The sequence below is a fragment of the Planktothrix sp. PLAVEN19ND genome (genome assembly GCF_057220675.1).
This window is the reverse complement of the sequence record NZ_CM170132.1, coordinates 3,412,848-3,425,728: the sequence shown is the minus strand read 5'-3', so window position 1 is coordinate 3,425,728 and position 12,881 is coordinate 3,412,848. Positions and strand designations below refer to the sequence as shown.

Genomic DNA, 12,881 nt, shown 5'->3' with positions numbered 1-12,881 from the left:
ACTACACCTACCCAATTCGTTCGGTTTAGTCGTACTATTAGTCCTACTCTCTTGGTGCTTGGAAGATTAAACTAGGGTTGATGGTTAACCCACAACAAAAATCTATATTAAAATCTGGGGAATTATGGAAACTAATTATTCTTGGGGTCGGAATCGGGATGTTCGTCAAACGGAAATCTCCTGGCGAGCCAATCAAAAACGAGAAATTCGTCCTCTCTATCGTGCGGTTTTTTTAATGTTACTCACAACCCTAGCCATGGGTGTGCATTCTTTTCGGTTGGTGCAACTGCAACTGGTAGATGGTCAGAAGAACCGAGAACGGGCTGACGAGAACCGAATTCGCCTGATTCCGATTCCCTCGAATCGGGGTTATATTTTAGACCGCAATGATAAACAATTAGCCGCCAATCGTCTCACCCGGGCTTTATATGTTTGGCCGAAGGAACACACCCCCGAGGAATGGGCAAAAATTGCTAAAGTGCTCAGTCCAGTGATTAATATAACTCCTGAACGAATTTTAGCCCCGATTGAAAAGGCTGGATATCAGTCCGCAGCCTCCGTCAGAATTAGTCAGTTTTTGACCCCCCAGGCCTTTATTTGGTTGGGAGAGAAATCCTTACCTGGTGTGGAAGTCAGAAGCGAATCTAACCGTTATTACCCCCAAGGAAACTTAGCTTCACAGATCCTTGGCTATATTGGTGAAGCCACCGCCGAGGATTTGAAAAAACACCCCCAATGGCCGATGGGGATGGTTGTGGGACAGTTAGGGATTGAAGCCCAAGCCAATCAGAAACTCTCCGGGGTGTGGGGTTCCCGCTTGATTGAAGTCAACAGCATGAACCAGGAATTACGGGAACTGGGCGATAACGAATCTAAAGGGGGGGAAAATGTGAGATTAACCCTCGATTTGGATTTACAAAAAACCGCCGAAGCCGCCCTGGGAGATCGTCGGGGGGCGGCGGTGGCCTTAAATGCCAAAACCGGAGAAGTTTTGGTTATGGCCAGTAGTCCCCGATTTGATCCGAATATGTTTACTAAACCCATTAGCCAAAAACAATGGGAAGAACTGCAAAATGGAGATGATCCGTTTTTAAATCGCGCTTTGCAGGGGTATCCACCGGGGAGCACCTTCAAAATTGTCTCCTCCGCCGCCGGCATGGGTTCGGGTAAATTTAGTCCCGACTCGATGCTCGATACTTATAGTTCGATTACGGTCGGGGGAATTACCTTTAATGAGCATAGTGGGGGTTACGGGCTGATTGGTTTTAGAGATGCCCTCGCCTTTAGTAGTAATACATTTTATTATCAATTGGGGATGACCGTTGGCCCGGAAGCGATCGCTGAGTGGGGGAAACATTTAGGGATTGGGAACAACAGTTTAAAACTTTTAGGGTTACAGGAAGGGTCAGAGGGATTTATCCCCACTCCAGAGGATAAGGAAAAAACCTATGGGGAACCCTGGTATTTGGGGGATACGGTAACTATGTCCATTGGTCAAGGGGCTGTATTAGCAACGCCGTTGGAGTTGGCGGTGATGGTCGCCTCGATCGCCAATGGCGGATATCGGGTTAAACCCCATCTCTTGGCAGATTTGACCCAGACCCCGGCGGCTAAACCCGAACCTACGGGACTAAAACCCGAAGCGATCCAGGTGATTAAGGAGGGACTCATTTCTGTGGTTCAGTACGGGACGGGTCAAGGGATGAATGATGGTTCAATTCCTTTGACTGGGGGCAAAACCGGAACCTCGGAAGTATCGGGACAAACCGATCACTCCCTGTATGTGGCTTTTGGCCCGGCCCAAAATCCTGAAATTGCGATCGCGGTTGTGGTGGAAAATGGGGGTTATGGATCTAAATCTGCCGCCCCCATTGCTAAGGCAATATTTCAGACTTATTTTTCTAAGAAAAAGTAAATCTTCTGGGGTCGTAGGGGTAATTCATGAATTGCCCCAGGGCTGTTTCTAGGGTACGGTTAACACCAATTTACCTTTCATTCCTCCAGCTTCTAATAGTTTATGAGCTTCCGATGCTGATGCTAAGGGAACAGTTTGATTGACTAATATTTTTAATTTTCCTTCATCAATTAATCGAGCACATTGTTGCAGAATTTTAGTCTGATCTAATTGATCATGAATCCGAGCTTGTAACATCGGCGTTAACATTAACTCTAAACTAATCCGTAAATTTCTTAACCGAGCCTCTTTCAAATTTCCTAATTTGGGATCGGGTTCCAAAATAGTTACTAAATCCCCATAATTTTTAACCGCAAAAACCGTTTGATAAAAAACCTCATCGCCAACGGTATCAAAGGCTAAATCAACCCCTTCTCCCCCCGTCCATTCTAATATTTGATCGACAAAATTAGTTTCTTTATAATTAATCACCAGATCTGCCCCTAACTCCTGCACTAAAGCAGCAGCATCGGCGGAACTGACGGTGGTGGCGACTTCTGCCCCTTGCAATAGGGCTAACTGGATCGCCACATGACCCACGCCACCAGCACCCCCATGAATTAACACCTTTTGTCCAGGTTGTAATCGTCCTCGATCATACAATGCTTCCCAAGCGGTAATTAAGACTAAAGGAGCCGCCGCCGCTTCCGCAAAACTCAAACTTTGGGGTTTCAAACTGGCAAATTTTTCATCAACAACAATTAATTCCGCATAATTGCCCGATTCTGCACCTAAACCCCCCTGACAAAAATAAACCGCATCTCCGACTTGAAATTTTTGCACTTGGGAACCGACTTTTTCTACAACTCCCGCCCCATCACAACCTAAAATGGCGGGCATTTGATCGGGATAAAACGTGCCTCTACTGCGTAATTTGATATCAATGGGATTAATTCCCGCAGCCTTTAAACGGACTAAAATGTCAGTGTCAGATTTTATTTGAGGATCGGGTATTTCTTGAAGTTGTAAAACATCGGGTTCCCCAACTTCGGTCATGAGAACTGCTTTCATTGTTTAATAATAAAAAAGTTTTGTTTTTGGGTTTTGTTGTTGGGCTTTAACCCTAAATTTTTAGACTTGCTGCCCAACAACAAATTTACATTGTCAACGATTGAACATTGGTTTCAATCAATTTAGCTAAACTTTGTAGGAATGTTGCCGCATCCGCCCCATAAATAATCCGGTGATCACAGGTAATATTCACTTGCATTTGGCGTTTAACGGCCATCGAACCATCGGCAGCAACCACTAATTGGGGACGGGACGCACCGATGGCCAAAATTGAACCTTGACCCGCAGGTAAAATAGCATCAAACTTATCTACCCCAAACATTCCTAAATTCGAGAGGGTAAAGGTTCCACTGCTATATTCATCGGGTTGTAACTGTTTTGCCCTAGAGCGTTCGACTAAATCTTTCCAAGTCCGAGATAGGGAATAAAGATCAATTTGATCGGCATTTTTTAAGACCGGAGTAATTAAACCGCCATCGGGCATAGCCACGGCGATCGCAATATTAATTCCCGCCCGATATTGAATCCCATTTTCTACATAACTAGCATTCAAAATCGGATGTTTTTGTAACGTCACCGCCACGGCTTTTGCTAACAGAGCCGTCATGGTCACACCTTTGGATTTCAGTTGTTTATAAAGCTGATCCAACCCATCCGTAGTAATCGTATATCCCACCCGGAACACCGGAACCGATAAACTCGCCGTCATATTTCTGACCACGGCGTTTTGTAGGGTATTCATCGGGGCAACTTGACCCAGGGGAACGGTGACTGGGGTTGGGGCCGCCACGGGCTTACTAACAGCCGGAGCCGGAATCTGAGGTAGAGTCCCGACAGTAGCCGGACGTCCCGAAGCTGTTTCCACATCTTCCGCAATGATCCGACCATTCGGCCCACTTCCGGTTAAGGTGGCTAAGTCTAAATTGAGTTCCTTGGCTAATTTGCGGGCGCGAGGTGAGGCAATAATCCGGCCATTTTTAGGGGGGGTGGGGGTGGCGGCAACAGCCGTGGCTGCCACGGGACTCGCGGCAACGGGTTGGGGCACGGCGGCGGGGGTGGCGGTTGCAGTAGAGGCGGCTTTTTGTTTGGCCTGTTCAATTTCCCCTGGAGTTTCTGCGATTAAGGCAATGGTATTTCCCACGGGGGCGGCTTCTCCGGCCGGAGTAATAATTGTGGCTAGATACCCTTCATAGAAAGATTCCACATCCATATCCGCCTTATCCGACTCAACGATCAAAACCGTTTCGCCCTTTTCAATTTTATCACCTGGGGATTTTTGCCAAGAAACGATTTTACCCTCGGTCATGGTGGAACTCAGGGCGGGCATAAAAACTTCATGAATGGCCATAAGCGTTAGAAGAAATAGAGTTCAAATGTTATCAATAGGGGTTGAGTTTTGACTGTTAACGGTTAACAGAAGACCGTTAACCGAAACCTTTTAAATATCGCCGCGAATTTCTTCGATTACACCATCTCGTAAAAGAATTTCCACTTGCATTTTGGTAATCAAATTGTCGCCTTCTACCACAGTAAAAATACTTTCAATTTGTCCTTGAACAACTTCTTGTTCCAGTTCTAAGGTTTGCACCTGTTGGAGTTGTTGCAAGTTTTGATTTTTCTGCTCTAAGAGTTGACTTTTTCGTTCATTCACCTCAACTTGGATACTGTCTACTTTTTGCATCGCATCGGGGCCAAGGGGTTGCAGGCTTTGGCGTTTAATTTCCGCCACCATGCGTTGTCCTTGCATTTCTAACTGTTGCAACTGACTATCAATTTGATTAATTTGGACTTGAAGTTGCTCTTGGGCTTCGTTTTTCCAACGGGGTGTGACCACCGCCTTCACATTAATCGGTCGTTTCAACAGTAATTGTTTGAGATTGTCCATAGGTGGTTATGCTGTGTCCGTTATTAGTCCGCCGTCACCCGCGCAACGTAGGGGTAACGCAAACGGTCACCCTTACACAATCACAAAGAGGTTTAGGAAGGTAATCACCGTGAGTTACCTATTTCGATTCAACTTGGCAGAGGGAGTAGAGACACTCAATCGTTAGCGGGTGACGGTTTCATACATTTTGTTAATCATATCGCGGTAATGTTCCATTACAACGGGGCGTTTGACCTTCAAGGTTTGGGTTAACATTCCGTTTTCCATGGAAAAGGGTTCTGCCAATAACTGAAATGGGCCAATGCGATCATCAATTCGATAACTCGGACGGTTTTTAACTTCGCGGTTGAGTTCTTCCCGGAACAGGTTTTGAACGGCGGGACTCTCTAAGGTTATTTCCTGAGTTTTGGTCACGGTTTCTTCAGGCAGTTTCAGGGTCAGATTTTGTCGAATTGCCCACTGTTTTAAAGCATCTAAATTCGGAACAATTAACGCTCCTAAATTTTTTTGATCCTGACCCACTAACATGATTTGATCAATATAGGGACTGCGTAAACAGGCATCTTCTATGGCTTGGGGTTCGATGTTTTCACCATTGGTTAAAACAATAGTATCTTTAGCTCGACCAGTTAATACTAAGTCATTTTGCGGGGATAACCAACCTAAATCTCCGGTATCAAACCAACCCTCTGGATCAATGGCTTTGGCCGTCGCTTGGGGATTTTCAAAATACCCGGTCATCACCTGGGGCCCCCGGGCGAGAATTAACCCGGTTTGACCACAGGGCAGAATTTGACGGGTTTCGGGGTCAACGATGCAGAGTTCGGTTTCCGGGATGGGTTTTCCCGATGATCCGCGTAAATTGTGCCATTCCCGACGGGCACTTAATACCGGAGATGTCTCTGTTAAACCATATCCGACTAATAGGTTAATTCCGACGATTTCATAGAAATCCTCTAAGTACATGGCTAAGGAGCCACCCCCACTAATGGCAAATTTGAGTTGTCCTCCGGTGGCTTCTCGCACTTTTTGATAGACTAAGCGATCGCCGATAATTTGAAAGGGCGCGTATACCCAAGTTTTTAACTGAGCCAGAAGTTTTTCCCCAGCAGAAGCGGGCTTTAAATCTAAAGTTAATCCCTGGGTAATTCGACGGGCTAGAATATATTTTTCACTCAAGGAAAAGCAGAAATCAACAATTTTTTGTTTCTGGGCAGACTGTTCTCGAAATTGTTTTTGCGCGCTTTCATGAATCGCTTCCCAAATTCGAGGTACACTAATCATATAATGGGGTTTAAATTGCTTTAAATCCTGCTTAAAATAGCGAATATTGGTATAAACAACCGTACATCCTTGAGATAAACAAAAATATTGTCCGGTGCGTCCAAAGGTATGCCAAGTGGGAAGAATACTCAGAAATATTTCTCCGGGTTCGGGTTGGATCACATCGGGAATAGCATTAATTTGATGTAATAGGTTTTCATGGGTTAACATGACTCCTTTCGGTTGTCCGGTTGTTCCCGAAGTATAGAGAAGGGTAGCTAAGGTGTTTTGGCTAGATTTAGAAGGTTTGAGACTTGTCTGTTTTCCAGTTTCGATTAATTGATTAAAATTCAATACCGGAATAGTCGGTAAATCTCGGGAATTTGGCGTTTCATCCGATAATAAAATTACAAATTGAATCGGTAAATCTTCAATCTGCGATCGCAATTTTTTTAATAGGGAAAAGTTTTCGACAACCAGGGCGGTACTGCCACTATCTTTCAGAATATAAGCTAATTCTAAGGGGTCAGCCGTGGCCCCGCGCACCACATCGGCGGCTCCGGCGGTTAAAATTCCCTGATCCGCAATGATCCAACGGGGGCTATCATCAGAAAACAGAGCAATGCGTGGTGGTAGACCATCGGTTGTGGATTCTATACCTAAGTTTTGTAACCCCGTGGCAAATTGTTGAATTTTTTCCCACAGTTGGGAATAGCTCAGACGCAGTTCGGGTTTCCCGTGGGGGTCATCTAAAGCAATAATTTGACCAACATTTTGATCCAGAATTGGCCAGATTTCAGGAATAGATTGCACAGAAGAATAGAGGGAACGCCAGTGAGTTGAGTTAATCATAAAAACCTCGGGGGAAAAGGGTCAACCAATCAATGCAAGTTGCTGATGTATTTAGTATGTTTATGTTCATACATCAGTTTATCAGCTTTGGCTATCCATTCTTCCAGGGAACAATTATTATTGATATCGCAGGGTTGTATACCAATACTAATAGAAAGTTTATAGACTCGCTGGGAGTTTTGATTAAAAAAATCAATATTAGTTTGTAAGCGAGTTTTAAAATCCTGTGAATGGATTTCTTCACCCAAAAGAAATAGGGTAAATTCATCCCCACCGAATCGTGCTAAAATATCAGCATCCCGAAAAGTTTGCCGGAGAATTTGGGCAGCATCAACAATCACTTTGTCTCCTAATTCATGTCCCAGGGTATCGTTAATTTTTTTTAACCCATCTAAATCGGCAAATATCAGACAGCATTTATTTTTAGTGCGTTGTGCCGCTTTTAATTGTTGTTGGGCGAGTAAAAAAAAGCCCCGGCGGTTATAAAGTCCCGTTAATTCATCCCTTAAAGATAGCTGTCTAACTTCGGCTTCGGCTTTCAAGCGTTCTTGAATTTCCCGCTCTAACCGTTGGTTTTGTTCAATTAATTGTTGGTGTTGTTGTTGAATTAATAATTGATTTTTCACCCGGACTAAAACTTCCTGTTCTTGAAACGGTTTAGTAATATAATCTACCCCACCTAACTCAAAGGCTCTGACTTTATCTTCGAGTCTTTCCAAGGCACTCACAAAAATCACCGGAATTTGGGCTGTGGTTTCTGACTCTTTTAGCTTTTGGCACATTTCATAACCGTTCATATCGGGCATATTAATATCTAGTAGAATCAGATTGGGTGGATCACGCTGCACCCCTTGAAGTGCCATTCTACCATTGAGAGATTTACGGACAATATAACCCTGGGACTCTAAGATTTTAGTTAACAATCGCAAATTATCAGGGGTATCATCCACAATTAAAATATTCGTTTGAGTCGCACTTTTGAGTGGAGTTGTCATGATCTTTCCCCTAAATCTGAGTCAGAATTGCGATCGCCTCTAGCTGAAAATTATCGACAAGAGAAGTCAGGGTTTCGATCAGAAATTGATGCTCCGGTGGAATTTCAGTAATCAGTTGAAAAATCCGGTGATCATTGAGATCCAGTGCTGCTTCATGGACTTGATTGATCCAGTCCGTGGACATGACTTTCAAGTCTGCTGAAGTTAGGGTTTTAGACGGGCTGGGGGCAGTTTCGGGGGCTACAGGTTCAGAATAGCGATATTCCAAACCCAAATATTGGGCCATTTTCTGAAACAATAGTTGTTCTCGGAAGGGCTTACTCATGTAGTCGTTACAACCCGCCGCCAGAGCCAGGCTACGATCACTCTGGGAGGCTTGGGCGGTAAGGGCAATAATAATACTGCTTTTCCCCTGTTCTATAGCTCTAATTTGCTTTGTCGCTTCATATCCATCCAAAACAGGCATCCGAATATCCATCCAAGTCAAATCAGGTTGCCATTCCCGCCATAGTTGTACGGCTTCGAGTCCATTACTGGCTTCTCTGACCTCCAATCCCAACTGGGTTAATAACCTGACCAACAATAGGCGATTTTCCTCTCGATCATCAACGACTAAAATTCGATGATGAGTATGACCTGGAGCCAACCCCAAGATCAGGCGATCGCTCTGTTCTGGGATGACCTCCATGTCATCACTGACGGTGACTCTGAGGTTAAAGCTAAAGGTCGTTCCTTCTCCTATTGTACTGCGAACGGAAATGTCTCCCCCCATCAGTTGCAGGAGTTTTCGGCTAATGGTCAATCCTAACCCGGTACCACTTACCGTTTGCTTTCCGGCTTTGGCTTGGACAAAGGCATCAAAGATGCAGTCGAGTTCCTCTGGAGCGATCCCAGCCCCAGTATCAGTCACCGCAAACTCAATCATAGATTGATGGGGAAGTTCAGTTTCCCCAAGAAGATGTCGCACCTGTAAGGTAATTCCTCCTTGACGGGTGAATTTAATGGCATTTCCCAGCAGATTAATTAAAACTTGACGCAGTTTTTGAGGATCGGTTTTAATAAATTGGGGAACATCTGGATTGATATTAAAACTCAGTTCCAGCCCCTTAGAACTAGCCCTTTCTGCTAACATATTTCGCAGAGAATGGAGCAAGTTAATTAAGTCAAAGTCAGTTTCTTCTAAGGTACAGTGTCCCGATTCAATTTTGGACAGATCCAAAACATCATTAATTAAACTTAAAAGGTGATCACCACTGCGTCGAATCGTTTGCAGGTCTTCTTGCAAATTGGGAGTCAGGGCAGGATCATGGGCCATGACCTGGGCAAATCCCAAAATCACATTTAAGGGAGTACGGAGTTCGTGACTCATATTGGCTAGGAAAATACTTTTAGCCAGATTCGCCTGTTCTGCGGCTTCCATTGCCCGTCTGAGGGCGATTTCTTTTTGTTTGCGATCGCTAATATCCCGACAAATACAAAAATGCAAAATCTCTCCGTATAAAATCACCCGACTGTAACTAATTTCCACATCATATTTAGAACCATCTTTGCGTCGATGTTTGGTTTCAAAAAGCGGCATCATGGTATCGCTATTCATGATAACTTGCAATTCTTCTTTTGTCCATTGAGCATCCCAATCTGCCAGATTTAAACCCAAAGTTTCTTCTAATGTATAACGGAGCATATGAGCAAAACCAGGGCTGGCTTGCACCACATTGCCTTGATGATTCATGACAACAATACCGTCCATTGAAGTATTAAAAATTGTTTTGGTTTGCAGCAGTTCTTTCTCTAATTGTAATTCGGCTTTTCTGCGTTCGGCTTCGAGTTTTGCTTTTTCACTAATATCCTTCATGAAGCAATAATGACCCGACAGTTGATGCTGTTCGTCGTAGGTGGCAATCATGACTAATTGTTTATAAAAAATCGAACCATCTTTACGAATACCAATGGTTTCTACCTCGACTCTACCCTCTTTTACCATCTGACCATAAGCGGCAATCAGTTTTTCTAATTCATCGGGATGTACGGTTTTTTGCCAAGGCATTCCAATCATTTCTTCTGGTTGATAAGCCGTAATTTGAGCGTAGGTTTTGTTAACATAAACATAACGACCTTGAACATCTAATTTAGAAATCCCAGATACGGCATTTTTCATAACTTCACTAAGTTCTTTGCGCTCGCCTTCGACTTTTTTCTTATCGGTAATATCTTCTGAAAAACAGAGTAAATATTGAGGCTGAACCTGTTCATCATAAACCGGAATTTTGGTCGTATGTAGCCAACGGGTTCCCATATTTAGGCTACTAATTATTTCTTCAGAAATATATACTGGACTCCCTTTTTGCAAAACTTCCCTATCTTTTTGATCAAAAAATTCCGCCTGTTCTCTAGGGAAGAAGTCATAAACGGTTTTACCGATAGCAGTTTCTGCGGAAATTCCAAATAACTGTTCGCTGGTTTTATTCCAAAACTGAAACTCCCCAAATTTTTCCGGCTGAATATTTTTAACAAAAACAGCAACGGGTAAATGATTCAGGAGGGCTTGTAAAAAATTACGAGTTTGTTGAATTTTATCTTCAGCTTCCTTGAGTTGGGTAATATCAACAAACATAATTATCACTTGTTTGAGTTGATGGTTAGAATCAAATTCACAGAAGGCATTGACTAAAACCCAAACTCGAGACAGATTAACTCTATTAATTCCTAATACATAATCTTTAAAAGGCTGTTTTGTAGATATAATCCGATAGACCGGATACTCCTCAAGGGGCATTCTGGTTCCATCTTCCCTGAGAAAATACCATGCGGGATCAATTGCTGTTTTTCCCATCATTTGATCCATCGATAACCCTAATAACTCACAGGCGATCAAATTACAGACTAAAATTTTGGTATCTGCCCCATGAATTACAAACCCCAGACTTAAATTATTGATCAGTTCTCGATAACGGGATTCACTTTGCCCGAGAGCCGCTTCAGATTGTTTGCGTTCGGTGATATTTCGAGCAATCTTGGCAGCCCCAATTACAGTTCCTGTTTTGTCTTTAATCGGGGAAAGACTTAAAGAAACATCAATCACATTCCCATCTTTTCTAAGTCGCTTTGTATCGTAGTGTTTAATGTGTTCACCCTGGAAAATTCTTTGCAAAATTTCCTTTTCCTCATCGTTATCTTGTTGGGGAATTAGTTTTCGGATCGATTGTCCTACCATTTCCAAGGTACTATAACCAAAAACTATTTCTGCTCCTTGGTTCCAGCTTGTAACAATCCCTTCTAAATTTTTGCTGATAATAGCATCTTCTGAAGATTCCACAATTGCTGCGAGTCGAGTTAGGGCTATTTCTACTTGTTGGCGTTGATGTATTTCCCGTTGCAATTGGTGATTGATTTGCTGTAATTGATGGATTTGACGCCGACTGATTTGTACCAAATAAATTACTAATACGGATAACCAAACTAAAAATAATCCCCCAATTAGAACAACAATTGGTAAAGGAGTAGTTGCTTTTTTGATTAAGGCTGAAGTCGGGAAAACAACCACTTGCCAGTCAGCACCATAGGCTTTAACCACAACGGTTTTTTCCAGTCCGGTAGGAGGGGGCAGTCCGGGTTGAGCATAAATTAATTCTGTCCGATCATAAATCGCTACTTTATAATCCGGTGACTCTCTCAAAATACTCTCGAATAGGGTTTGAAATTCAAAAACTCCAATAATAAATCCATCAAAGCGACTATTAATAAATAAAGGTACATTAGCCAAAAAACCTTGACCCCCTTGCACCAAAGAAATTCGATGAGTTAAAATAATTTGATTCAGATCCCTAGCTACTTTTAGGGTGATTTGGCGACGGGGTTCTTGATTAAGATTAATATTATCTATGATGTTATTTTTATCCCTTGATACCACCCAACGAACAATAAATTTAGGGTCAACCCATTCAATGCTTTGATAACCAGAAAAATTATTAATATAAGCCTTAGCATCGGCTTCCCAAAGTTCCTTGGAGGTACCCCCACTGACTTGCCAGCGATTCGCCATTTGCTGTAAGGTCAATATTCGAGTGGTGAGTTCTTTGCTGATTTGTAACTCAATGCTATTAGCTTCGGTGTTGATTAGTTGCTGAACTTGGAATTTTTGATTGAGGTATAGTCGTGCCACCAGAAAAAAAATTCCCACGGTCGCCAGTCCACCTAATAATAAAGGTAACAGTCGTTTCCACGGTGTTTGGCTGAGGATTTTCATAGTTGAAATGGGGAAAATCTCAAGGATTAGGAATGGTGAGGTTAATGGAGGCTTCAATCCCTTTAATTAAACAAGATAAAGGAATCACACCCGAAACAAAAACTAAATAACCTTTAACTGAATTATGACAGAATTCAAAGGTCGTATCAACCATTAAAACATAACGGACTTCATTTCTGCTTAACATTAGGGATTTGACTAAATCCGGTAAAGGTTCAATTTGGAACGTAGGCATGGAAAAGGTAAATTGACATCCCATTAAAGTGCCTAACAGACCAATATAGGAATTTAATAAAATATTGCCCGCTTCGGTTAAAACTTCACAAGCAGAAATATTCAAATAGACAATCTGATCTTTACTATTATGTCGGAGTAAATTTGTTAATTGAACCGCAAAAGAATAATTTAAAAGTAATAAAGCATCTCCACTAATTGAGCCTTTAAAGACTTGATGAATACTAACAACATCTTCCTTAAAATGCTGGGGAAATTGCAGAGTTAATTTACTCAAAGGAGATAAGGAAACCCCCGCAACTATCATCTTGACATCGGAACCAGTCAATTCTGATAGGGCCGTTGCTGTTGTCATGGAGAGAACCATTCTCATAAACTCGGATAACGCCATTTTTTGCTTTTCAGTGAGTAGCATTTATACACCTTTTTCGGTTGTTATTT

At 42.7% G+C, this 12,881-nt stretch carries 8 protein-coding genes; 1 reads left to right on the top strand and 7 read right to left on the bottom strand.

Annotated elements, in window-relative coordinates:
• Nucleotides 1-124: 124 nt before the first annotated feature.
• The gene (gene mrdA, locus AC2D3N_RS15070) at nucleotides 125-1,915 is read left to right on the top strand and encodes a penicillin-binding protein 2 (protein WP_484691348.1); all 1,791 of its coding nucleotides are present in this window, start codon (nucleotides 125-127) and stop codon (nucleotides 1,913-1,915) included.
• Between the two features lie 48 nt (nucleotides 1,916-1,963).
• Here mrdA and AC2D3N_RS15065 read toward each other — a convergent pair whose 3' ends face one another.
• The 7 genes from AC2D3N_RS15065 to AC2D3N_RS15035 all read right to left on the bottom strand — a co-directional run bounded on the left by AC2D3N_RS15065 (nucleotide 1,964) and on the right by AC2D3N_RS15035 (nucleotide 12,855).
• A complete protein-coding gene (locus tag AC2D3N_RS15065; protein WP_079681474.1) occupies nucleotides 1,964-2,965 on the bottom strand; it encodes a zinc-dependent alcohol dehydrogenase family protein in 1,002 nt (333 codons plus the stop codon).
• An 85-nt stretch (nucleotides 2,966-3,050) separates the two neighbouring features.
• Entirely contained in the window at nucleotides 3,051-4,313 is a 1,263-nt protein-coding gene (locus AC2D3N_RS15060) for a dihydrolipoamide acetyltransferase family protein (protein WP_484691347.1), read from the bottom strand.
• A 90-nt stretch (nucleotides 4,314-4,403) separates the two neighbouring features.
• Entirely contained in the window at nucleotides 4,404-4,850 is a 447-nt protein-coding gene (locus tag AC2D3N_RS15055) for a YlqD family protein (protein ID WP_079681473.1), read from the bottom strand.
• Nucleotides 4,851-5,012: 162 nt separating this feature from the next.
• On the bottom strand, nucleotides 5,013-6,965 hold the full coding sequence (locus AC2D3N_RS15050; protein WP_484691346.1) for an AMP-dependent synthetase/ligase: 1,953 nt from the start codon (nucleotides 6,963-6,965) through the stop codon (nucleotides 5,013-5,015).
• Nucleotides 6,966-6,994: 29 nt separating this feature from the next.
• Nucleotides 6,995-7,960 carry a GGDEF domain-containing response regulator gene (locus AC2D3N_RS15045; protein WP_484691345.1) on the bottom strand — a complete coding sequence of 322 codons (966 nt, stop codon included), beginning with the start codon at nucleotides 7,958-7,960 and terminating at the stop codon, nucleotides 6,995-6,997.
• Nucleotides 7,961-7,970: 10 nt separating this feature from the next.
• Complete coding sequence (locus AC2D3N_RS15040; RefSeq protein ID WP_484691344.1) at nucleotides 7,971-12,206, bottom strand: PAS domain S-box protein; 4,236 nt, start codon at nucleotides 12,204-12,206, stop codon at nucleotides 7,971-7,973.
• Nucleotides 12,207-12,225: 19 nt separating this feature from the next.
• A complete protein-coding gene (locus AC2D3N_RS15035) occupies nucleotides 12,226-12,855 on the bottom strand; it encodes a hypothetical protein (RefSeq protein ID WP_079681469.1) in 630 nt (209 codons plus the stop codon).
• Nucleotides 12,856-12,881 lie beyond the last annotated feature (26 nt).